Here is a 23,802-nt window from a genome sequence, read left to right on the forward strand (position 1 = left end):
ATTTCCTAGCATCCTATGTTAAAATACCAGTAAGTGCTAAGAACTGGAAAGCAAGATGGAAAGGAGTCAGAACCTGATGATACGTAGCAAGATTTCAAAAACCCATATCAAGCTGTTTGTGCTCTCCTCCTTGGTGCTCACGGTGATCTTTCTATTCCTTGGATTTCTCATGCTGAGTAGCATTGAGCGTTATGCATTCCAGGAAAAGACCAGAAGCTCTGTGAGCACCGCAAAAGCCTATTCCTATAGTGTTTCCAAAAATATTGCAGCAAGGGATGCCCTCATTGCGCTGCTGGACGAAAAAATAGAAATTGCCGGAGAGACCCTTCTCATTCATGGAGGCCTTGCCGGGGAGGATCTTACAGATCTTGCCAAGGATCTCAAAGTGGACACCATTGATCTCTATAATCCGGAAGGGGAAGTCATCGCGTCCACGCTTCCTGGAAACATCGGATGGAAAGTCTATGAAGAACATCCGGTCTACAGCTTTTATAAAAGCGGGGACAGGAGTTTTGTAGAGGAAATCAGAACCAATACCATTTCCGGTCTGGATTATAAATACGGATACTTCCGTCTGCAGGATGGAGGGTTTTTCCAGGTGGGTGTTTCTGCGGAAACCATCAACGAGTTCATCAGCAGTTTTGCTCTCATGGAGGCTTTTGGGGAAATCAAGAAAAGCAATGCCCTCACTTGTCTTTGTTTCATAGACGAGTCCCATGAGGTGGTGGCAAGTACGGACCCGGAAAATGTCTCCAAGGTGGTCACAGATCCTCAGGTGCTGGAGCTTTTATCAAAGGATGTGGAAACTGGAAAACTATTTGATGTCAACGGGCAGGAGGTTTATCAGACCTATGTGCCGATATTTCATGAGGGAGAGAGATATGGCACCCTCATGGTGGGGGAGGATTTCACCTCCACCAGAAGACTCATAGACAGAGTCTCCTATGCGGGCACTGTGGTCATGGTGTCTCTTTATGCGGGGATTATTTTCCTTCTTCTATCCACCCAGAGAAAGAACAAAGAGCTGCTGGAAGCGGCGTATTTTGATGAAGCCTCAGAGCTTCCCAATCAAAGGCTGCTGCGGGAGATTCTGGAAGAAAGGAAAAGAGACGGTGAGCCCAAAAAGCAGGCAGTGGTTCTCATCCAGTCTCTGGAATACAAGAATCTTCATCACGAATATGGAAATGAGCATCTGAAGGATCTTGTGAAGGTCATGGTAAAAAGAATCACAGAAGAATGCAGGTTCAATGTGCAAGTCTTCAGCTACACAGAAGACCGTTTCCTGGTGCTGGTGGAAGGCTATGAGTCCAAAAATGAGCTGGTGGCCCTGACCAAGGAAATCACCAAGGTTATGGAGCTTCCGGTGAGAACCACCAAGGGCATTGATATCCTGAAAGTGAAATTCGGCATTACAGAGATCAGACCGGACAGCGCCAAAAGAAGTCTGGACCGGATTCTGAAGGAAGCTTCTGTGGCTCTTTCCACCATCAGCAAAGCAGATAAGGTGAACTATGCATTCTTCTCTGAACTTTCCGGAAGAAAGCTTCAGATGGAGGAAGTGGTGGAGCAGGAACTGAGAAGTGTCATTGCTGATGACTATATGACGTCCTTTTATCTGGTGTTTCAGCCTCTGGTATCCATGGAAGATGGCTCCATTGTGGCCTTTGAAGCGCTGTCGAGATTTGTCTCCAAGAAGTATGGCGAGATTCCTCCGGTGAAATTTATTGAGATTGCGGAGAAGAAGGATCTTATCCTTCCCATCGGTAAAATCATCCTGACCAAAGCCTGCAGATATGCAAAAAAACTGAAGGACAAAGGCTATGGTCACATCCGTGTTTCAGTGAATATTTCTGGCCTTCAGATTCTCAGTGAGGAATTTCTTAATGACACCCTAAAGACCATGGAGAAGGAGCAGGTGGACGGCAGCAGCCTGATGTTTGAGATCAGCGAGAACTCTCTGGTGGACCATGTGGACACACTAAATGAGAAGCTTCAGGTGCTTCGTGAAAAAGGCATTGTCATTTCCCTGGATAATTTCGGGGTAGGATCCTCTTCGCTTCATCATCTCAAAGGACTTCGGGTAGACATGCTGAAGATTGACAAGCTCTTTATTGGCCCTCTGGCCAAAGGAGACCCATCCACCCTCATCACCAAGGACATCATCAATATGGCCAAAGGCATGGGGCTTCAGGTGGTGGCTGAAGGCGTGGAGGAAGAAGGACAGCTGGATTATCTTGCAAAGCACTCCTGCGATCTGGTGCAGGGGTATCTCCTCAGCGCACCGCTAGAAGAGGAGGAGGCGAACCTTCTTCTCATTGCCAGTCCGTACACCCTATGGCCAAAGGTCATGGAGAAGAACAGAATCTATCATGGTGGATCCGGACATGAAGGGTATGATGTGAATTTTGATTTATAATTACTAGAAGAGCAGTAAAGTGCAGTACAACCACTTTAGTGCTCTTTCTCTATAAAGTGATATTTATACAAGAGTGTTTTATTTTATTAATTTTATATTATTAAAAATCCGTGGAAATTCGTCCCGATATTTTTTAATTTAAAACGAAAAAAATGAACAAAATATTGATAATTATTCTTAGGTGGTGGTATAATCGATATAAACATAATTTGTCTCCAATGAATAGAATTCATGTATTTACTTATTTAACAAAAAGATATCTATTCATGCACAACGTGAAGATATCGAATTTCAAATAGTTTGCTACGATTCTATAAGCTGCAATATACATAGGATTTCAGAAAACAAGATAGTATCCCGCATGATTTGTTTAAATGTGTCAGGAATTCTATTAATGAACTGAATTATTATGTGATGACTAAACTTATTATGAAAGTAAATGATCTGAAGGAGTCAACCATGGATTTTCTGATATATTTATACGTTTTTATACTTGGTACGCTCATCGGGTCATTTCTCAATGTAGTTGTATACAGACTTCCAAGAGAAGAGTCTCTAAGTTATCCACCGTCACACTGCCCTAAATGCAACACAAGGCTGAAATTCATGGATCTTTTTCCCGTTTTCAGTTATTTGTTTCTTAAGGGAAAATGCAGATATTGTGATGCAAGGATTTCCGTGAGGTATCCCTTGGTGGAACTGTCAACTGGTTTGATATATCTGTATACTTTTTGGAGCTTCGGTATCACTCGTGAAACGATACTTTATGTGATGATTTTTTCGCTGCTGATTCCTGTCTTTCTCATTGATTATGATCATACCATCATACCCGACCGATTGAATTTTGGAATCTTTATGGTGGCAGCAATGTACTTTGCATTTGAAATATATTATGGGAATCAGACATTTAGAAGTCTTCTGAATCCAATATATGGACTGCTCATAGGCGGTGGTTTTTTCCTTTTCGTGGCTGTGGTAACGAAAGGTGCCATGGGTGGTGGAGATATTAAGCTGATGGCAGCACTAGGGTTTCTATTTGGGAGCGCACAAACACTGCTCTTGATGTTTCTCTCTTTTATCATAGGAGGAGCCCTGTCATCACTGCTATTGCTTCTAAAAATCAAAAAGAGAAAGGACTATATCCCTTTTGGTCCATTCATATGCATCAGCGCTTTTATTGTTGTTTTCTGGGGAGATCAAATACTGAATTGGTACTTGAATTAGTGTGATAGGGGGAATGGCTGTGTTTTCAAATAATGACAAGGAAAGAATTGTTCTCGAAATCGGTTCTGGGTGGACAAAGGTTCTTGTCGGGACATCCAATGGGAAAAAGAAGAAAAATGGATTGGTTCGTGAGAGCATTCAGATTAAGGACACATTTCATATAGAAACACCTAAACTGAAATCTCTGGATACTACTGCACAGACAGAGCTGGATAAACAGTTTTCGCCAGATTTTGATAAGTTTCAGCTGATTCAGGAACTGAATGAAAAACTGCGGCAGAAGAGAATAAAAACAGAAAAAGTGATTCTGACATTAGGTGATCGCTCCGTCATATCAAGAGAGATGATCCTCCCAAAAGTAGATGAAGTGAAAATGAAGGGGATGGTCAGTTACGAGCTTCAGGAATTTCTGCCCATCGATCCACATCAGTATCTGATAGATTTTAAAGTAGTGGATCAGCTGAAGGTCGGTGAGATTGAAAAATACAAACTCATTGTTGCAGCTTTACCCAAGAAAGAAGGTCAGTATTACCATGAATTGGTACAGGAAATGGGAAAAGAACCGTTTGCTTTGGATATTTCCTCCAATGGAATCTCGAAGCTTTTTGACCATTCTATGAAGATTAACGGTAAATTAAGAGAAGTTGAAAGCAGAACCTTCGCTTATATTGATATTGGGTACTCCAGCCTCAAGCTGCATATTATAGAAAATGGAGTCCTAAAATTCACAAGATCCATCGATGGAGGAATTCAGCCCGTCTCAAATACCAGTGATGTGAAGTTTGATACAAGTGAAACATCTCTTGAGTTTGTGAGAAAGTGGATTGGTTCCTTGGAACAAATGTTTAAATTCTATACAAGTAGAGAGACCAATCGAAAGATAGACCATATATTCATTTATGGTGGTGGTGCTCTGATTCCTGACATCGACAAAATGATCAGTGAAGGCATAGGCGTGACTTCTGAAATTATCAATGACATCGAGAGTATTGACTTACATAAAGATTGTTCTTATTTTTCATTGCCAATCTATTTGAACTCAGTTGCATCATTAATCAGAAGGTAGGTGAAGTTGATGAGAGATTTTAATTTTTTTGAGGATTTAGCCGTTAATAGAAAAAAGGAAACTTCATCTTCCACCTATTTAATCGGAGCTGCGCTTCTACTGATTCTTACACTTGGATCGGTGACATATTATTATATTCTCCAGTTTCGGGCACTTCAGGAAGATAAGGTTTTATTAGAAAGCCAGATCAATGACCCAAATCATCAGCAGCAGTATAACACTTCACTTGCGCTTCAAGAAGAGGTGGCAAAGCTTGAAAAGGAAAAACTGGAGATTGAGTCCGTTCATGGAAAAGTGCTGGATTCGAGAATGATCAACAGCTTGCTTCTGAAGGAGATATCCTTGGCTAAACCCGATGCTGTGGCCATCAAGTCCATATATCTGACTCCTCAGGGAATCAGTGTGGAGGGTGCATCCATTAATTATGATCTGATCGCCAGGTTTGAACATAATCTGAGAGGAAATCCCCGTTTTGTCGGACCCTTTGTTCCAAATATTATTAAAGAGGATGATGATCACTACAGCTTTTCTTTGAACTTCTCTTTCAGTCAGCCTGTAAACAATCTTGAAGGGGAGGACATCGTAAATGGCGAGGGATAAGCGCATTAAAAACACAACCAAACAGTTCACAAAAAGAGAGATTTTTTTAATCATTCTTCTTGTATTTGCCGCACTCATTTATGTTTATGCAAACTTTGTACTGATGCCCATGCTGGACGAGATTGCAGTTCTTAGAACGGAGACAGATGCTTTGAATGCGGAGTATGCTTCCCGGGTATCTGTCATCTCACAAAAGAATAATTTAGAAGCAAAACTCTTGGAAAACAAAGAGATTACAGATAATTTCAAGGCTAAGTATTTCAGTACTACAAATCAGGAACATTTTATAAAGGTGCTGGAACTTCAGCTCATCGAAGAGGAACTGGAAGTTTTAAGCCTGACCTTTAATGAGCCTCAAACCAATGCTGAGTTTATCACAGAAGAGGGTCAAGCTTCGATTCTTGCTAGCAGCATCATCAGTTTCCCATTTTCAGGAACTTATGAGAAGCTCATGGAGCTTATTAGGAGAGTGGAGCAGTATGATCAGCTGATCAGAATCAATTCATTGGATATCACTTATGATGATATGCCTGAAAAAGCATTCTCCACCAGCAGTCAGTGGTTCCAGTCGGGATATCATGAAAAACCGATGTACCAAGGAAATATAACACTGGAGTTCTTTACCATTGATCAGGATTATGAGAGTCCTTACTACAGTACTTTGCCAGATTATGAACGTGCTTATGAGTTCAACGATAGCCTGTTCCTTTTTGATGATGGCGGACTGGGAGTTCCACCGTTCTTTGTGGAAAAAGAAGATGAATCTACTGGAAGTGGTTCCATAGTATCTGGTGGCTCTGACAATACAAATACCAATAGCGGAAGCGGCAGTTCATCCAATACAGGTAACACGGGTAATGGTTCCACCACTGGCAGTTCAAATAACGGCAGCAATAATTCAGGCACAGGATCCAATACAAACTCTGGAAATAATCCAACGGAAGACACTGATCCGGCTACTTATACAGTGAAGCCAGGAGATACACTTTTCAGTATCTCCATGCAGTTTTATCAGTCTTCGGACCCTGTTGAAGACATCATGAAGCTGAACAACATCACAGATCCGAGTACACTACAGAGTGGAATGGTACTGAAACTTCCATATTACGGTAAATAAAGTTTATGATTCATATCATAAATATCCTTCGATCACGTTATCCATGAGACATAATTGTGGCTATGTGTTCAATGCGAGAAAGAGTAGAATGATGAGGTGAAACTATGGCCACCAAAAAAAAATTGGGAGATCTGCTTCTTGATCTGGGGCTGATCACTGAAAGCAATTTAAAAGCGGTACTGGAGACACAGAAAGTGACCAAGAAAAAACTGGGAGAAATTCTGATTGAAGAAAAGTATCTGACAGAGCGTGAGTTTTTTGAAGTCCTTGAGTTTCAGCTGGGGGTCCCTTATGTGGATCTCGACCGTTTTTCTATAGACCCAGAGGTGCCTAAACTGATTTCAGAAAACATGTCAAGGCGGCACGTGGTCATTCCGGTTTCACAAGAAGGTCACAAACTGACCCTTGCGATGAATGATCCACTGGACTTCTTAGCCATCGACGATGTCAAGTTGGCTACAGGGCTTGAGATCAGTCCGGTGATTGCAGGGAAACTCGCCATTACTGACGCCATAGATTACTTTTATGAAAAAGAAGATGCGCAGAAAGCCATCGAAGAGTTTAGGAAAGAGTTTGATGAGGAAGAGTTTGAAGGTCTTGATGAGGAGATGATGAATGACATCAATAATGCTCCTGTGGTCAGGCTGATCAATTCCATCATCAACCAGGCGGTGAAACTGAAAGCCAGTGATATTCATATCGAGCCCTTTGAAAAGAAGTTGAAAGTCAGATGCAGAGTGGATGGAGATCTCATTGAAGTTATGAGGCCATCAAAGGCAGCTCACGCTGCAATCGTAACTAGAATTAAGATTTTGGGGAAGATGGATATATCAGAGAGAAGAAAACCTCAAGATGGACGTATGGAAAAGAACATTGACGGTCGGGTGGTAGACATGCGTATCTCTGTTCTGCCCACGGTTTTTGGTGAAAAAGTTGTTATTAGAATTCTGGATAGATCCAGTTTTATGATGACCAAAGAAGAACTTGGATTTACCGCAAATAATTTGAACCTTTTCAATAAAATCACTAGAAATCCAAATGGAATCATACTGATTACAGGTCCCACTGGAAGTGGTAAGTCCACAACGCTTTATACAGTATTGGCGGAAATGAACCAACCGGATAAAAATATCGTAACTGTGGAAGATCCTGTGGAGTATTCCCTGGATGGTGTAAATCAGGTTCAAGTGAATCCTAAAGCAGATTTAACTTTTGCCACAGGATTACGTTCTATTTTAAGACAGGACCCAGATATCATCATGGTGGGGGAGATCCGAGACCCGGATACAGTAAACATTGCCATTCGTGCTGCCATCACAGGTCACTTGGTGCTGAGTACTATCCATACCAATGATACAGCAAGTACCATCACCCGATTGGTCAATATGGGGATTGATCCATATCTCATTGCTTCTTCTGTTGTGGGTATTGTGGCCCAGAGACTTGTGAAAAAGATCTGCAACCACTGCAAGGTATCATATGATATTGACGAAAGAAATGCTATGCTGTTAGGCGTTGAAGAAGGTACAAAAGCCTATAAAGGGACAGGCTGTTCCAAGTGTAACGAAACAGGTACATCTGGAAGAACAGCAGTACATGAAGTGATGGTGGTGGACCGAGAGATCCGAAACATGATCAATGAAGGCAAAAGCATTGATGAGATCAAAGACAAGGCTGTATCAGCTGGCATGAATACATTAAAGGATGCCTGCAGAGAGCTTGTTCTAAAAGGAATTATAACAGTTGATGAGATGCTGAAGATTACCTACAGTACGGAAGTTTAAAGAAAGATGACTCTAGTTTGGAAGGAGATTTTGTGGCTATGATTGATATTAATGTGCTTCTCAAGGAAGTAATGGATCTCGGTGCATCTGACTTGCATATAACGGTAGCCATCAAACCCACGGTGAGAATACATGGGGACCTGATGGAGCTGGATTATCCGAAGCTTCTGCCAGAAGATACAGAGCATCTATGCAATCAGATTCTCAGCGGTCATCATAAAGAAATGTTTCTTCAGAATGGAGAGGTGGACCTTTCCTATACTTATCCAGGCATCGCACGTTTCAGAGTGAATGTTTTTAAGCAGAGAAACAGTATGGCCATGGCCTTGCGTGCAATCCCTACAGAAGTTCCTACCCTGGAGCAGCTGATGCTTCCGGATGTGCTTCACACATTGGCGAAGAAACGTCGAGGTCTTATACTAGTGACAGGACCTACCGGAAGCGGTAAGAGCACTTCCTTGGCAGCCATGATCAACTACATCAACAAGACGAGAAAAGAGCATATCATCACCTTGGAAGACCCTATAGAGTATCTTCACAGGCATGAGATGAGTATGGTGAATCAAAGAGAGATTGGCGCTGATTCCAAAAGCTTTTCTAACAGTCTTCGTGCCGCATTAAGACAAGACCCTGATGTGATTCTGGTGGGAGAGATGAGAGATCTTGAAACCATCAGCACAGCCTTAACAGCAGCTGAAACAGGTCATCTGGTTCTGGCAACGCTCCATACGGTTGGCGCGGCAAAGACCATTGACCGTATCATCGATGTGTTTCCACCGTTTCAGCAAGGACAGGTGAAAGTGCAGCTGGCTGGCGTTCTTGAAGGAATTATTTCTCAGCAGCTCATCCAGACCGTGAGTAAGAAGGGGCGGGTTCCCGCATTAGAAATCATGCTGGCCACACCTGCCATCAGAAATCTCATCCGTGAAGGTAAGACCCATCAGATACAATCCAGTATCCAGACCGGGGCAAGTCTTGGCATGGAGACCATGGATAAATCTCTGGTGAATCTATATAACGATGGGCTGATCAGTAAGGAAAATGTACTGAAGTACTGTGTGGATCTGGAAGCTATAAAGAGATATGTTACATTTTAATAGAATAAGATAAAGGGGGTGATGAAGTGGCGCTATATCGTTATAAAGCCGTCCAGTCCGATGGGAAAGAAGTCAATGAAGTGATGACAGCTGCGACAATCACAGAGGTTCAGGAGAAAATACGGGATAAAGGGCTTTATCTGATTCAGATTAGGGAGGATGTGGAGAAGAAATCCGCAGCGGAAGAGCTCAGCTTCGGTGGAAAAGTCACCGCAAAGCAAATATCCATCTTCTGTAAGCAGTTTGCTACGCTTTTGAAAGCTGGTGTGCCTGTTGCTTCAGGTCTTGATATTCTATACAGGCAGACAGAAAACAAAAAGTTTAAATCTGCCTTAGAAGATGTCTATACAGAGGTTCAGAAGGGAAGTCAGGTATCTACAGCCATCAGAAATCATCCTAAAGTGTTTCCTTCGCTTATGGTGAACATGGTAGAGTCTGGTGAAATGTCAGGTAATCTCGACAATATCATGGAGCGGCTTGCCATCCATTATGAGAAAGATGCAAAGATCAACTCCAGAATTAAAGGGGCCATGATCTATCCCATTGCTCTTTCTGTGATTTCTGTGGTGGTTGTGATATTTCTTATTACAGTGATTCTACCTACCTTTACGGGAATGTTCACCAGTTCTGGTACAGAACTGCCACTGCCCACAAGGATACTCCTTGGCATTTCTGATTTCATCAGGAATTACTGGTACATTGTCATAGGAGCCGTTGGATTTCTTATCTTTGTTGTGAACAGGTATTTGAGTAGTTCAGTGGGGCGTTATCAGTTTGATGCATTGAAGTTTAAGCTTCCAGTGGTCAAAGGGTCCATGGATAAAATTGTTACTGCAAGATTTACTAGAACACTTGGATCACTTCTTAGAAGTGGGATTCCACTCATAGATGCGCTGGAACTGGCTGGAAGTGTCACAGGGAATGTAGTTATTGAAGAAAAAGTCAATTACATTGCCAGTGAGGTGGAAAAGGGAGAAACATTAGGGGTAGCTCTTAAAAGAACACCAACTTTTGGACCCATGGTGGTATCCATGATACAGATCGGGGAAGAGTCTGGAAGCCTCGATCAGATGCTGGATAAAAGTGCAGACTTTTATGAGCAAGAACTGGAGGATGCCATCGATCGATTACTTAAGTTAATGGAGCCTTTGCTAATTGTAGTGATGGCTATAGTGATAGGTTTTATTGTGATTTCTATGGCATTGCCGATGTTTGACATGGTCAATACTATATAATCACTTAAATACAACATAAAATTATTGAAAGGGGTGATTCATGAGGTAGGATGTATATGTTATTCAATAAAAGAAATAATAATATATTTAAAGGAGAAAAAAGATGATTAAGAATTTATCAAACATGCTCAAAAAGAAAAATAGCAAGAAGGGTTTTACTCTAATCGAACTTATTGTTGTAATTGCAATTTTAGCAATCCTGGCAGCAATAGCGATTCCGAGATTATCTGGGTTTAACGATAAAGCCAAAGATGCAGTAGCTGATGCAAATGCTAGAACGCTAAATAGCGCAACAGCTATCTATGAAGCAAATGGTAACACATTGTTAGGTGCCGATGATGATTCAGATTTATATGATGCTTTAGTAGCTGGTGATTTAGTTCAAGACGATGTTGATCTAACTACAGTCAATTGGGATGGAGAAGTTTGGTTACCAGTAAAATAGCATAATATAACTTGGTTCTGTAAACAGTAAGTTATAGTTAACTTAGATTTAAGGAGAGCTGCAAATATCATTTGATAGACACAGCTCTTCTTGTGTCATATTATATAAATGAATCTAATTAAAATAATAATAAAAATTGAAATCAATCGTATGATATTTATTGAGTATTCATTATTTATAATTCAATCATAATAAGTTATTGCATTGATCAATTTCATCATTTTTTTATAAATAAGAATATTATAAATATGCTATTGAGAGGTGATGAACAGTGAAGCGTTTAAGGAATATGAAATCAAATGTCGGATCTGCACTTATAATAGTACTAGTTGCATTTATGTTTATAACCATTCTGATAGCTTCAGTCTTCTTTATAGCTAGTAGTAATACTAGCCAGCTAACATCTCAGAATTATGGAATTCAATCATATTATCTTGCTAGATCTGGTGCTGAATCTACTTACCAAGCTTTGACAACATCCAATCCATCTTTGCTAACACAGTTTGCTTCAGGTTCATTATCTAGAAGTGATACAATAAGTTTTGAAGAAGGCACTGCGGATATCACCGTGGTAGGGTATAACGAAGGAACTAAACGAAGAATTAGAATTACTTCTGTTGGTGAAGTGGATGGAACAAATGTAAGCAGAGTTGCAATTCTTGAGTTCAATTATGAGGATTATGGTGATATTAAATGGTCACGCTAAACAAAAAGAACGAACTTTCAGTATCTAAAAGTAGTGTTTTATCCACTCGAGGTATCACTCTAATAGAACTACTAATAGCAATGTCACTACTTACGTTAATAATTTCTGTCGCAGGTTCAATGATGATTTTTTCCAATAAATCACAGGCTACTGTTCAAATAGAGTACCAGATACAATCTGATATGAGATTAGCAAGTGAAAAACTCAATCAGGAGATTCGATATTCCTCTGCGGTATTTATGATGAATGAGAATCAATATAGAAACAGTGGTGACTTAAAGAGCGATTGGAATTATGTTGCTCTTAGCGACGATAAAACAGAAATTGTTCAATACATCTGGAATGATTCTACAGGCTTACATGATAAAAAAGTCCTTGTACACGCTCAGGATGGAATCTTATATGGTCTTAGTTTTAAGGGCGTCATTTCAGATTCAAAGCTGGTACATTTTAAGTTGGACGGTTTTACAAGTGGTAGTACAGATTCAAAAGTATCTGTAAGCACCACACTCAACGCTGTTAACTCAGCAGTTGTGGATGATTCTGGAACGAATCTCGCTCCTTCTCTTGCGCTTGCATATAGAGCAGATGATATACCCGATCCAGATAAAGTAACTGTTGCAGTGACGATGGTTTTAGACAAATCTGGCAGTATGGGATATCAGATGGGAGGAATCGGGAACGGCAGTACAGCAGTTAGAATGCAAGTCATGAAAGAAAAAGCAAAAGCGCTTATCGATATTTTTGCTGAGATGAATAACGTTTACATTTCCTTAGTTCCATTTAGTACGAACGCAAATAACCCAGGAAACTTCTTAAATGCCAGTACAAATAAAAGTGCACTCAAGAACGCAATAGATGGGTTAAATGCAAATGGAGGAACAAATGCTGGAGATGGAATTCGTAGATCCTATTATCAGCACGTTGACTTTAATAATTCAAAGACTGAACAAGTTATCAATTATACTATTGTGTTAATGGATGGAAATCCAACGTTCTGGCCATCTACAAATGGAAGCAACAGCTATTATGGTACAGGTAATATTAGTGATTCAACTAGTTTAATGGGAGGAAATGGGTCTTCCACGATACAAGGTTCTATGGACTATATTAAGAATTTCAGCAACTCATATATAAAGATAAATAATCACACTCAAGCAGCATTTTTAAAAACGTTTGTTATCGGATTTACTGGGGTCTCTGAAGAAGTTGAAAGAGCCGAAGAAATTGCCCAGTATCATAATCATCCTACAGATTCCCGTATTAAGGGAATGTACTATGCCGCTACAAATAGTGAAGAACTAGAGCAAGTTTTTACTTCCATCGCAGACTATATTTTGAGAGAAACATGGCATATATATGGACCGCTACCATAAGAATGGAGATGATGTAATGAAAAGACAAGAAGGATTAACTTTAATTGAAGTGATACTTGCAATCGCATTACTAGGTATTATTTCCGTTAGTTTTATCTCAGTGTTTGCATCACAGTTGAAAAACATAGTAGATGGAGGGCATATAACTCAAGATGTATTTGATGATCAAGGCTCTGTAGAGGAAATCATTTATAATACAAAGTATAAGATTCAACATGGAGAAGATTTATCTGATATTGAACAATGGACATCGATACCCAATATAGAAGTTTTTGGCCAGACGATTTCCATGGACAGAATTAAGTATCAAAGCACACATTCAAGCAATAGAAGTTTTTCAGTTTACCTATCTAGTATGCTTGCGGAAAAAGAGATAAATAACACCTTGGAGGTACAAGGGGTTTCAATTGGAGTAAGTAGTGACCCAAATAATTTGGTAGCGGATTTGACTACTGCGCCGACTCTTACTGCGGTGCATCATGATAATTCAAGTCAAAGTGGCTACTTCACAAATCTTTATAGGTGGTGGAGAACGCAGCCAGGAGTTGATCCAACTACGTTAAAATTTCCAGAGGATTACGTGCTCATATCAGTATCCCAGGATACAAAGGTCTTATCAGATTTACTAGATAATGTTGGGGCAAACAGCTATGTGATTTTAACTGTTACACCTGTTGATGTTAATGGTAACAGAGGGCCATCAGTCATGAGTAGTAATACAGTATATGTACGTGGCGCTGAATGGAGAGTTGGTGCGTTTCCTTGGGTTGACATGAATAACAATTATGAGTTTGATTCAGGTGACCATCAATTGGTGAAAGATAGTGTAGTCCATAGTTTGGATGCCCAAAACCCATACCCAAACCCAGCGGAACCATCTGTTAATTTGGATCTTAATGAAGGTAGCCTTTTTGTGCCAATGGGAGTTACACCAGTCAATATTTCTGAACCAGGAAACCAAGCAATTGAGGTAACGGGGCAAGAGCGAATCGAATGGTTTATTGAAAGAAATATCAATTTAGCAAAAGATTTCAACGTGGTTAATGGGTCTGATATTAATCTTGTTTCTGGACTAGGAACTAATGGAGGAACTATTTTTGTTCATCCGTATGTTAAACTTGATGCCGATGGAAATCCAGTTATTATTGGTGGAGTACCAGAACTCCTTAATTCTGGTGTAACGATGAGTACGACAGGAAATATTCGGTTTGAAACCGCAGGAAAAGGCAGTATTCAACTGTACAACAGAGCAGAAATGATTGGAAATAATATTTCTTTATTAGCTCGAGGTGCTATCGGTATTTCAAATTCAACTCTGAGATCTAATAATGATGTAACAATCAATAATAGTCTTGATACTTTCATACAAGGCTCTCGGAAGTTATCCTTGCTGGAGACAAATTTTGAAGGATTTACTGAAGGAAGTATAATTGCTCTAAACTCTCCTGAGGAAGTATACTTCAAAGGAGGCAGTTGGTCATCCAATCAGAAAGTAATTATTCCTAATGGAAAGTCCATATATTTCGAAAAAGGAAGTAATCGAGTTAATAATTTTGGACTTCTGGATTTAGGTAACACGGCTTCAGTTCGTTTTAAAACCTCTATGATTACAGACATTTCAAATCAGCTGCGTATAAGAGCAACAAAGAAGTCAAATAACGAATTTAAATTAATACCACATAATTATTACAGAAATATATCTTATTCATCTGCTGCAAATAATATTGTTTTCGATAGTTCTAATATTTGGAAGAATATTGGCGGTAGTAATAGTAATGTGGAGTTTTCAACCGCGGTTGTCTCTGGGAATGGAAGAGTGAATGATATCAAATACTCTTTTGATGGAACTGATTCCATTAAGATTCATCCGAACTCAACGACAGCAACGGATACCACACGAGTAAGAGTAGAGTTTAGAGATAAGTACTCAAACCGAGAAATTAAAGGTATTGGTTTTTTCTCCTATTCAATAGATTTTAATGGAAACATGACAATTATTGTTGAAGAAGAAGTTCCTATTGATACCTATACTATTACATTTGATAGCAATGGTGGTACACCTGTAAGTGACATCACGACTGAATATGGGGCTACAGTTACGTTACCTTTAGAACCTACTAGACAAGGATTCACATTTGCTGGATGGGAACCCTCTATGCCTGCCTATATGCCTAGTAACAATTTATCGACAAAAGCAATATGGATACCAAATGAATACAAAGTTACATTTGATACCCAAGGGGGAGTACCGGCTGAAGTTGTAAAAGATGTGGTTTATGGAAAGCCGTATGGAGTAGTTGCAACACCAATGAAAACTGGTTATAACTTTATCGGATGGTACACAGCACCAAATGGTGGAGAACAAGTAGATTTAACTAAAAACTATATCATTGTTGGCGATTCAAAATTATATGCACAATGGTCTATAGCTACGTATACAATTACTTTTGATTCGAATGGAGGAAGCAATCCTAACCCAACTTCATTAACAGTGACTTATGGTGGTACCTATGGTAAATTACCTGTTGTTACTAAAACTGGCTATAGTTTTGAAGGGTGGTATACAAGTACTGTAGGTGGAGACTCAATCGGAGAAAATACACAAGTAAGACCATCGAATCTAACTTTATATGCTAGATGGGAAACTTTGATTGTCCCATTAGAGTGTACTGGTATTCAATCAAATGGCAGAAATGATTTTGTGTTAAGTTTTAACAATAATTTAGTAAATATTGAATCTGCAAGCTGGCAGATTTATTTAGGACTACGACATAACGGAAAACAAGTCATCTATGATAGCTTCATAACAATTGAAGGCAAGTATTTTGTTGAGGTTAGGGATGAGTTCAATCAAACATTGATAGTTAACCTACAGCTTAAAAGAAGAGGACAATCCAATAACTATGATTGGATTATCACAAGCCAAGTTAGAAATTAAGTTACCCTTTTTCAATTAGGAAACTGTTAATTATGCTAATTTGAAATATTTGCTAACAACAAGGCTCTTTGTATTCATCTTTAATTAGATGTTTACAAAGAGTCTTTATACTGAAATTTTAGTCAGTAGAAAATATATCTAGAAAAAACAGCCTATATTCAAAGGATATAGTTGAACACGGTTAATATTTCAATTATAATTAAATGATGAAACATACTGACAACAGCATAGTTTGCGCATAATCAAATGAAAAATATCCGAAGGTGAATGCAGGAGGAAAGGAATGGAAAATAGAGACGGTCTCCCCATAGATTGGAAATGTATGATGGACTATTCCAGTGCCATAATACAGTCCATTGATCTACAGGGGAATTTCTTGTATTACAACGATGCCTTTAGAAAAACTTTAGGTTATACAGATAAAGAAATGAAGCTTCAGACTGTCTGGAAGCTTCTATCTCCATCCTCCAGAAGAACCTACGAGGAAGTGCTGCAGCTGGTGAAAGAAGGGAAAGAACCCGGAGAAAGAGAGCTGACCTTTGTCAGTGCAGCGGGTGGAGAAGTGGTTCTGAGCGGACTCATTTCCATATCCAAGTCCTCTACAGGAGAAATCTATGGCACCACAGAGTTTTATAAGGTCTATGCCTATGTGGATACGCCTTTCAACATTGATATCAGCTACAGAAGGGGACAGGATGGGCAAATAAGTCTGGACTATCCTCATGGTAGCTACGATGGCAATATGGTACTGGGCCTTGCAGATCTTGACAGCCCCGTCAACAGATTTTTAGACTCCATCTATGATTTGGTGTTCTTTAAAGACATCCATGGTGTCTACCGAGGCTGCAACAAGAACTTTGCAGAGCTTCTCAATCTGCCAAAGGAGCAGATTTTAGGCAGAAATGACTATGACCTGTACACCGATGAGATTGCAGATATCTTTGTCAGTAAAGATCAGCAGATCTTTAAAGATCTCACCCCAAGAAAAAACGAAGAATGGAACACCCGAAATGATGGTTCCAGAAACTATATTGAAACACTGAAGACCCCATATTTTGGACCGAACAACCAGCTCATGGGGGTTCTAGGCGTAAGCCGTGACATTACAGAGCGGAAGCTTGCAGAAGAGCGCCTGGAAGAGAACGAAAGACTTTTGGACATCTACTTTACCCAGAGTTTAAGCGGTAAATTTTTTATGATGCTGGACCATCCTGTGAAGTGGAGCCAAAAGAATCAGGACAGCGCTCTGAAAGAGATTTATCATAACCTGAAAATGAACCGCATCAATCCTGCCATGGTCAGTCTGTATGGCATTTCAGAAGATGCACTGCTGGAAAACACCATTGTGAAAGAAGTTTTTACGGATATCGAGGATGGGAAAGAGCATTGGCTGTCCCTTCTCCATAAAGGCCATCACCAGATGGTATTGGAAAAGAAGAAAAAATCCGGAGAAACTCTATATATTTCCAGTGATTATACATGTCTGTACGACAGCTATGGGCAAGTACTTGGCTTCTTCGGAAATCAAAGAGACATCACCAAGGAAATCCATGCGGAAGAAGAGAGAAAAACCAGGGAACTGTATCTTCAGAAGATTCTGGAGACCGCCACAGACGGATACTATGCAGTAAATGAGAAGCTGATCATCATCGATGTCAATGAAGCCTACTGCCGGATGTCCGGGTACACCAAAGAAGAACTCATCGGGTCTTCTATATTCATCCATACTGTGAAAGAAGAGGAAGAAGGGGTTCTGGAAAGAACCAAAAAAATCCTGGAAACTGGATCCGCGCTCTTTGAATCGAGACATCAGAAAAAGGACGGAACGGCCTTTGACGTGGAAATCTCCGTGTCTGTTTTAAGTGATCCCGATACCATTTTCATCAACTTCATCCGGGACATCACAGAAAGAAAACAGCTGGAGAGCTACTTCCTCATTGAAAAAGATCTCTTCAAGAACACCATCCATTCTGCGGCAGATGCGGTAATTTCCACTGACGATCACGGAAATGTAATCATCATGAACAGCATGGCCGAGCAGATGACTGGCTGGAATCAGGATGATGCCTACGGAAAGAAACTGGAAGAAATTCTACATGTGGAAGACCGCAACGGAAATCCCATCGGAGATATTGCCAAAGACTGTATCAGCAGAAGCGAGACCATAGAGTTCTCACAGGATCACCGGGTTGTAGCAAAGAATGGCAACGAAATTTTTGTGGAACTTTCCGCCTCACCCATTTCAGGCAGCGGAAATGAAACCATCGGTGCAGTGGTGATGTTTAAAGATGTCACCAGACGACGGGAAGAAATGAAAAACATAGAAGACCTCAGTTTCCGGGATGCCCTCACAGGACTCTACAACAGAAGATTCTTAAATGAGGCCATTGCGTCCAAAGAAGAACTCCTTGGACTTCCTCTCACCATCATGGTGGTGGATGTCAATGGACTGAAACTCACCAACGATGCCTTTGGGCATTCCGTGGGTGATGCGCTTCTGAAAGCGGTGGGCAGGATCTGTAAAGAAGTCACAAGACCTGGAGACATCATCTGCAGAACCGGAGGAGATGAGTTTGTCATCCTTCTTCCAAACAGTGACAGAGCCCAGGCCAAGGCACTGAAAGACCGTATCGTCTCTGTAGCCTCCAAGACCCATGTGGAATCCATGCATGTGTCTCTGGCCATCGGATACTCCGTCATGAGGCACCCAGAAGAGCATTTCGACGATCTCTTTGCAGAAGCGGACAACAACATGTACCGAAACAAGTTGAGATATGGAAAAACTGTCAAAAAGAGAACCATGGAAAAGCTTGTGCAAAAGCTCAACACAAAGCATCCAGAAGTCATCAACCACGCAAAAGAAGTCTCCAGTTACGCTATAAAACTTGGTCAGGTTATTGGACTGGAAGAAAATGAACTGGAGAATATTAGGCTTGCTGCCAGCTACCATGACATTGGAAAAGTCATGGTGCCCAAAGAGCTTCTGAAAAAGAAGGAAAAGCTCACAGATAAAGAAGTGAGCCAGGTGAGAAAGCACGCAGAGCTTGGATACCAGTTGCTGAAAGAAGTGGATGAGTACAAACACATTGCTGAAGTGGTCCTCAGCCATCATGAATGGTGGAACGGCACAGGATATCCACAGAACCTGAAAGGCTATGACATCCCTAGAGCGGCCCGTATCATTGCTGTTGCGGACGCTTATGAAACCATGACCGGCAAACACAGCTACAGGAAGCCTCTTTCCAAAGAAGAGGCCATGAAAGAGTTGAGAAACTTCTCCGGCATCCAGTTTGACCCGGATCTTGTAGAACTGTTTATACAGAAAGTACTAAATGAAGACTAAAGATACGCTCTGCTTTTAGAATGCATGCATTTTAAGAGCAGGGCTCTCTTTTTTGAATCTTGAAACAATTTATGAATCCTTGAACAGGGAGAACACAAGACAGTGCATTTGTTGTATGCTGAATATAGGAAAGAATAGAAGGAGGACATAATTATGAACGAGAAAACACCAACCTTTAGTTTGCGGATCATTGTCACGGTCACCTATCTTCTCATGATTCTCATGAACGCCCTGGCAAACATTCTGCCCATCAACGGAAAAGGCACAGGAGAAATCTCAGATTCCTATCCCAATCTCTTTGCGCCAGACGGCATCACCTTCGCCATCTGGGGCGTCATCTATCTTCTATTAGGACTTTTTGTGCTATATCAGCTGGGTGTCTTGAAAGGAGGGGCGAGAGCAGGAAACAGCAGGCTTCTTACCCGTATTGGCATTATATTTTCCATCTCCTCGGTTGCAAACAGCCTGTGGATTTTAGCCTGGCATTATGAAGAAATCCTCATATCTCTTCTTCTCATGCTGGTTCTCCTTCTTTGTCTCATCTACATCAATCTTCAGACAAAGTCTGCAGTGCTCAGTCTCCGCGAGAAGTTTTTTGTAAGGCTTCCCTTCAGTGTGTACTTCGGATGGATCACTGTCGCCACCATCGCCAACGTGACGACGCTTCTTGTGGATGTAAGCTGGAACGGCTTTGGGGTTTCTGAAAACCTCTGGACGGTACTGATCCTCTTTACAGGCGCAGCCATCGGCATTCTCACCATGTTTTCCCAAAAGGACATGGCCTATGGCGCGGTTCTGATCTGGGCCTATGCGGGGATTCTTTATAAGCATCTGAAACCCGAGGGATTTGACAGAGCCTATCCCATGATTCTCTTGGCAGCAGGCGCTTCCATCTTTCTCTTTGTCATGGCGGAAGGGTATGTATTCTTTTCCCAAAAAAGAAAGAGGAAATAGCGAGGACAGATTTATAGAAGGTTTCTGCAGACCTCTCTTAAAATGCATTATTGTCAGTAAAGTGACTGGATTATGCGAATTAATTAACAATGAAAACAGGAACCTGGCAGAAAAATGAAGATATAGCAATTCTTTAGGGGAAAGGTCCCTGCAGGGGAAATTTCACACTCCTTCGGAAATATCCTTATGAATCAGTCAAGAAAAAAAGGAAATATTTAAGATGATAATGTTTACATAAGCTTGGCTCAAGGCGTTCAAAGATTGAACATCCACTTTTATCCGGTATAATAAACCTATGAAACAGTGAAGAAGGGGTGTTGTTTGTGATCAAAGAAATCAAAATCCAGCTGAGAGATGATAAAAGAGAAATTCCTCAGGACATCAGTAAAGTGAAGTTTGGAAAAACTTTTTCAGATCATATGTTTTTGATGGACTACAACAGTAAAGACGGATGGCACGATGCAAGAATCGTACCACATGGACCCATTCCCATAGATCCAGGCGCCATGGTGTTCCACTATGCCCAGGAGATCTTTGAGGGAATGAAAGCTTACAGAAGACCTGATGGGGGAGTTCAGTTCTTCAGACCTTATGAGAACATTAAAAGAATGGCAAGATCCGGGGAAAGGGTCAGCATGCCAGCCATGGATGAGGATATGTTCATGGAAGCTTTGAGAAAGCTTGTAGAAGTGGACAAGGACTGGGTGCCGTCTGCTGCAGGATCTTCCCTCTATATCAGACCGTTTATGTTTGCAACAGATGTGGGTCTGGGCGTACACGCTTCAGACAGCTACCTCTTCTGTATTCTTACCTGCCCTGTGGCCAGCTACTACCCAGAAGGCATCAATCCCATCAAGATCATGATTGAAGATGAGGATGTGCGTGCGGTGCGCGGTGGTACTGGATTTGCAAAATGCGGTGGAAACTACGCAGCCTCCATCAGAGCCTCCAAGAGAGCTTCCGAAAAAGGATTCTCACAGGTGCTTTGGCTGGATGGTGTAGAAAGAAAGTACATCGAAGAAGTCGGCGCCATGAACATCATGTTCAAAATTGACGGTAAAATCATCACACCTGCGCTGAATGGATCTGTACTTCCAGGAATCACCAGAATGAGCAGCATGGAGCTTTTAAGATCCTGGGGATATGAAGTGGAAGAGCGCCTCATCAGCGTAGATGAACTCATGGAAGCCGCGAAAAACGGGAAGCTTGAAGAAGCCTGGGGTACAGGAACAGCCGCCGTGGTTTCTCCTGTGGGAAGACTCACCTATAAAGGGGAAGATTTCACCGTTCAGGATGGAGGCATCGGTCCTGTGACTCAGAAGCTCTATGACGGCCTCACAGGAATCCAGAGCGGAAAAGTAGAAGATACCTTCCACTGGATGGAAAAACTCGAAAAATAAACCCTCACGATAAAATCCCTCCTGTCATTTTGTTGACAGGAGGGATTGCCTTATTCTGAAGAAAAATAGAATAATAAATAATTGCCTACAAAAGGGCCGGACTTTTCAGAACTTGAGGCATGGGGAGGATTTCAGGCTGATGCTCATAAAGTGTGATGAATCCTTCATAAAGAAGTTCCAGATTCTCCATGCTGTAGAGATCGTCCGGTGCAATGAGCTCCGGTTCTTTATCAATGTCATAGACCTTGCTGTTGATGAGGATTTCTGACACAAACTGAGAACAAAAGTAATGATGCTTCCGTTTCAGTGGGATCCCGAACTTGGCACCCAAAAGTCCCAGAAGGTTATAGTGATACTTGTCCGCCTCGTTCTGAAACTTTGACAGCTCATGCTTTAAAGAATCATACTGCAGCGGTGTGACCTTCACTTTGTAGATGAGGCATCGGGCATCGGTAAATTTCTTATAGACGCCGCCCTTGAGGTTTTCTTCCACAAATCCGCCTGAAAAAGGATTGTTAGGATTCTTCCTGCCGAAGGAGTACATTTTTGTAAAGGTCTCATCAAAGCTGATGGAGGCATGGACATATTTCATGTCAGAAAAAGTAGCAATGGCTCTGGAAAGCCATGTGCCTGTTTTCGTAAAAACCAGGTAGATATATTTCTTTTCCATGTGATTTCCTCTCTTGTTTTAGTACTTTACCAGTATAGTATAGAATTCTTATAATTCCATGATGTTTTCATAAAATAGTAGAAAAATGAATAGTATCATTATAGTCTTTATTTTCCTCTTTGTGAATCCAGAAACAAAAATATTAATACACGTTGTATTTTGTATTTTGACTTTTATGGCGAAGGCTTCCTCCTTTAAGCCAATCTAGGCTGAATCTACTGGTGCATGCCTTCTCTCACCTTGTCAGAAGGCTCAACTTGAAAAACTTCAATGAAATGAAGAATGTTTCAAAAAGATGTTGGACTACTATATGGAGCACTCCATTTCGTGTTATGATAAAGGAAAGAGAACATACATTGGGGGAAGAAATACATGGTGGAAGAAAAACGCTTTGCAGTGCTCATTGACGCAGACAACGTCTCTGCAAAGTATATTAAGTATATTTTAGATGAAGTTTCAAATTATGGAGTATCCACATACAAGAGAATTTATGGAGACTGGACTTCTCCAGGATCTGCTTCCTGGAAGGACATCCTTCTGGAAAACAGTGTCACGCCGGTTCAGCAGTACAGCTATACCGTTGGGAAAAATGCCACGGACTCTGCCATGATCATCGATGCCATGGACATCCTTTATTCCGGCAACGTGGAAGGGTTCTGCATCGTCTCCAGTGACAGTGACTTTACAAAGCTTTCTTCAAGGCTCAGAGAATCGGGCATGCTGGTGGTGGGCATGGGAGAACAGAAAACACCTAAACCTTTTATCGCAGCCTGCAATCAGTTCAAGTATCTGGATGTTCTATTGGCCTCTGAAGAAGGTGCAAGGACACCGAAGAAAGAAGTATCCGCTGGCAGCGACGGAAAGTCCAAAGAGCAGACGCAGCCTGTAAAAACCAATGGCAAGACCGAAAAGCCTGAGGAAGAAAAATCCATGACAGATATGGAAGTGATTAAGTCCACCATTTTGAAAATGATGAATGAGGCAGAGACCCAGAGCATGAACATGGGTGAAATCGGAAACCGTCTGGTGAAAAGATATCCTGATTTTGACGTGAGAAACTATGGAGACAACAAGCTGTCCAAGTTCCTGAAAAAACTTGATTTTCTCGAGTTCCACACAAAAGGAGACGGCACCTCCGTGTGGGTCACTTTAAAAGGAGAAGGGAAGGAAGTTCAAGAAGAGGCAAAACCACAAGCACCACCGAAGCGAGCGGTATACCGAAGGAAAAAGAAAAAATAGAGAATCTGTGGGTGATGGATCTCTTCGAAGCATCATAGGAAAACTGGCCTCTGGTGCTTCGATTTACACAGAACAATCAGATTCAAATAGAATGTTCCAATAAACATAATCCTTGGGGAACACAGGAAATAGAGAAAAGCACTGGGGATCTCTTAAAGATTCAACGCCATTCCAGTAAAATATTTCCTGTAA

Annotated in this window: 17 protein-coding genes; 16 read left to right on the forward strand and 1 reads right to left on the reverse strand. The window is 41.1% G+C overall.

The window, feature by feature from the left end; translation table 11 throughout:
- Positions 1–76 precede the first annotated feature (76 nt).
- The 15 genes from BM243_RS00365 (at position 77) to BM243_RS00435 (ending at position 21,701) form a co-directional block, all read left to right on the forward strand.
- Positions 77–2,416: an EAL domain-containing protein gene (locus tag BM243_RS00365; protein WP_074908828.1), complete on the forward strand. Its 2,340-nt coding sequence runs from the start codon at positions 77–79 to the stop codon at positions 2,414–2,416.
- 459 nt (positions 2,417–2,875) lie between these two features.
- Complete coding sequence (locus tag BM243_RS00370) at positions 2,876–3,640, forward strand: prepilin peptidase (protein ID WP_074908831.1); 765 nt, start codon at positions 2,876–2,878, stop codon at positions 3,638–3,640.
- Between the two features lie 19 nt (positions 3,641–3,659).
- Positions 3,660–4,706, forward strand: coding sequence for a pilus assembly protein PilM (gene pilM / locus BM243_RS00375; RefSeq protein WP_074908834.1), 1,047 nt, complete (start codon positions 3,660–3,662; stop codon positions 4,704–4,706).
- Between the two features lie 9 nt (positions 4,707–4,715).
- Positions 4,716–5,306, forward strand: coding sequence for a PilN domain-containing protein (locus BM243_RS00380; protein ID WP_074908836.1), 591 nt, complete (start codon positions 4,716–4,718; stop codon positions 5,304–5,306).
- Positions 5,293–6,423, forward strand: coding sequence for a LysM peptidoglycan-binding domain-containing protein (locus BM243_RS00385; protein WP_074908839.1), 1,131 nt, complete (start codon positions 5,293–5,295; stop codon positions 6,421–6,423). Before BM243_RS00380 ends, BM243_RS00385 begins: the two co-directional genes overlap by 14 nt.
- A 104-nt stretch (positions 6,424–6,527) precedes the next feature.
- Positions 6,528–8,207 (forward strand): GspE/PulE family protein, encoded by a 1,680-nt coding sequence (locus BM243_RS00390; RefSeq protein WP_074908841.1) that lies wholly within the window; start codon positions 6,528–6,530, stop codon positions 8,205–8,207.
- Between the two features lie 38 nt (positions 8,208–8,245).
- On the forward strand, positions 8,246–9,304 hold the full coding sequence (locus tag BM243_RS00395) for a type IV pilus twitching motility protein PilT (RefSeq protein WP_074908844.1): 1,059 nt from the start codon (positions 8,246–8,248) through the stop codon (positions 9,302–9,304).
- 26 nt (positions 9,305–9,330) lie between these two features.
- Positions 9,331–10,539 carry a type II secretion system F family protein gene (locus tag BM243_RS00400; protein WP_143093516.1) on the forward strand — a complete coding sequence of 403 codons (1,209 nt, stop codon included), beginning with the start codon at positions 9,331–9,333 and terminating at the stop codon, positions 10,537–10,539.
- Positions 10,540–10,642: 103 nt separating this feature from the next.
- Positions 10,643–10,984 carry a prepilin-type N-terminal cleavage/methylation domain-containing protein gene (locus tag BM243_RS15465; RefSeq protein WP_074908846.1) on the forward strand — a complete coding sequence of 114 codons (342 nt, stop codon included), beginning with the start codon at positions 10,643–10,645 and terminating at the stop codon, positions 10,982–10,984.
- A 271-nt stretch (positions 10,985–11,255) separates the two neighbouring features.
- Positions 11,256–11,690, forward strand: a complete 435-nt coding sequence (locus tag BM243_RS00410) for a hypothetical protein (RefSeq protein WP_074908848.1) — start codon at positions 11,256–11,258, stop codon at positions 11,688–11,690.
- Entirely contained in the window at positions 11,678–13,066 is a 1,389-nt protein-coding gene (locus BM243_RS00415; RefSeq protein ID WP_074908852.1) for a VWA domain-containing protein, read from the forward strand. Before BM243_RS00410 ends, BM243_RS00415 begins: the two co-directional genes overlap by 13 nt.
- A gap of 16 nt (positions 13,067–13,082) precedes the next feature.
- Positions 13,083–16,004, forward strand: coding sequence for an InlB B-repeat-containing protein (locus BM243_RS00420; RefSeq protein ID WP_074908855.1), 2,922 nt, complete (start codon positions 13,083–13,085; stop codon positions 16,002–16,004).
- Positions 16,005–16,287: 283 nt separating this feature from the next.
- Entirely contained in the window at positions 16,288–19,347 is a 3,060-nt protein-coding gene (locus BM243_RS00425) for a PAS domain S-box protein (RefSeq protein ID WP_074908858.1), read from the forward strand.
- Between the two features lie 153 nt (positions 19,348–19,500).
- Complete coding sequence (locus BM243_RS00430; protein WP_074908861.1) at positions 19,501–20,301, forward strand: lantibiotic ABC transporter permease; 801 nt, start codon at positions 19,501–19,503, stop codon at positions 20,299–20,301.
- Positions 20,302–20,627: 326 nt separating this feature from the next.
- Entirely contained in the window at positions 20,628–21,701 is a 1,074-nt protein-coding gene (locus BM243_RS00435) for a branched-chain amino acid aminotransferase (RefSeq protein WP_074910861.1), read from the forward strand.
- Between the two features lie 85 nt (positions 21,702–21,786).
- Here BM243_RS00435 and BM243_RS00440 read toward each other — a convergent pair whose 3' ends face one another.
- On the reverse strand, positions 21,787–22,371 hold the full coding sequence (locus BM243_RS00440) for a hypothetical protein (RefSeq protein WP_074908864.1): 585 nt from the start codon (positions 22,369–22,371) through the stop codon (positions 21,787–21,789).
- 372 nt (positions 22,372–22,743) lie between these two features.
- Here BM243_RS00440 and BM243_RS00445 point away from each other — a divergent pair, with 372 nt between their 5' ends.
- A complete protein-coding gene (locus tag BM243_RS00445) occupies positions 22,744–23,610 on the forward strand; it encodes an NYN domain-containing protein (RefSeq protein ID WP_074908867.1) in 867 nt (288 codons plus the stop codon).
- Positions 23,611–23,802 lie beyond the last annotated feature (192 nt).

The organism is Proteiniclasticum ruminis (assembly GCF_900115135.1).
GTDB lineage: Bacteria > Bacillota > Clostridia > Clostridiales > Clostridiaceae > Proteiniclasticum > Proteiniclasticum ruminis_A.

Bases quoted from the DNA above. Each gene is read 5' to 3' on its own strand.
- BM243_RS00430 (WP_074908861.1), top strand. From the start codon at position 19,501: ATGAACGAGAAAACACCAACCTTTAGTTTGCGGATCATTGTCACGGTC.
- BM243_RS00420 (WP_074908855.1), top strand. From the start codon at position 13,083: ATGAAAAGACAAGAAGGATTAACTTTAATTGAAGTGATACTTGCAATC.
- BM243_RS00415 (WP_074908852.1), top strand. From the start codon at position 11,678: ATGGTCACGCTAAACAAAAAGAACGAACTTTCAGTATCTAAAAGTAGT.
- BM243_RS15465 (WP_074908846.1), top strand. From the start codon at position 10,643: ATGATTAAGAATTTATCAAACATGCTCAAAAAGAAAAATAGCAAGAAG.
- BM243_RS00395 (WP_074908844.1), top strand. From the start codon at position 8,246: ATGATTGATATTAATGTGCTTCTCAAGGAAGTAATGGATCTCGGTGCA.
- BM243_RS00445 (WP_074908867.1), top strand. From the start codon at position 22,744: ATGGTGGAAGAAAAACGCTTTGCAGTGCTCATTGACGCAGACAACGTC.
- BM243_RS00380 (WP_074908836.1), top strand. From the start codon at position 4,716: ATGAGAGATTTTAATTTTTTTGAGGATTTAGCCGTTAATAGAAAAAAG.
- BM243_RS00440 (WP_074908864.1), bottom strand. From the start codon at position 22,371: ATGGAAAAGAAATATATCTACCTGGTTTTTACGAAAACAGGCACATGG.
- BM243_RS00425 (WP_074908858.1), top strand. From the start codon at position 16,288: ATGGAAAATAGAGACGGTCTCCCCATAGATTGGAAATGTATGATGGAC.
- BM243_RS00365 (WP_074908828.1), top strand. From the start codon at position 77: ATGATACGTAGCAAGATTTCAAAAACCCATATCAAGCTGTTTGTGCTC.
- BM243_RS00385 (WP_074908839.1), top strand. From the start codon at position 5,293: ATGGCGAGGGATAAGCGCATTAAAAACACAACCAAACAGTTCACAAAA.
- BM243_RS00390 (WP_074908841.1), top strand. From the start codon at position 6,528: ATGGCCACCAAAAAAAAATTGGGAGATCTGCTTCTTGATCTGGGGCTG.
- BM243_RS00370 (WP_074908831.1), top strand. From the start codon at position 2,876: ATGGATTTTCTGATATATTTATACGTTTTTATACTTGGTACGCTCATC.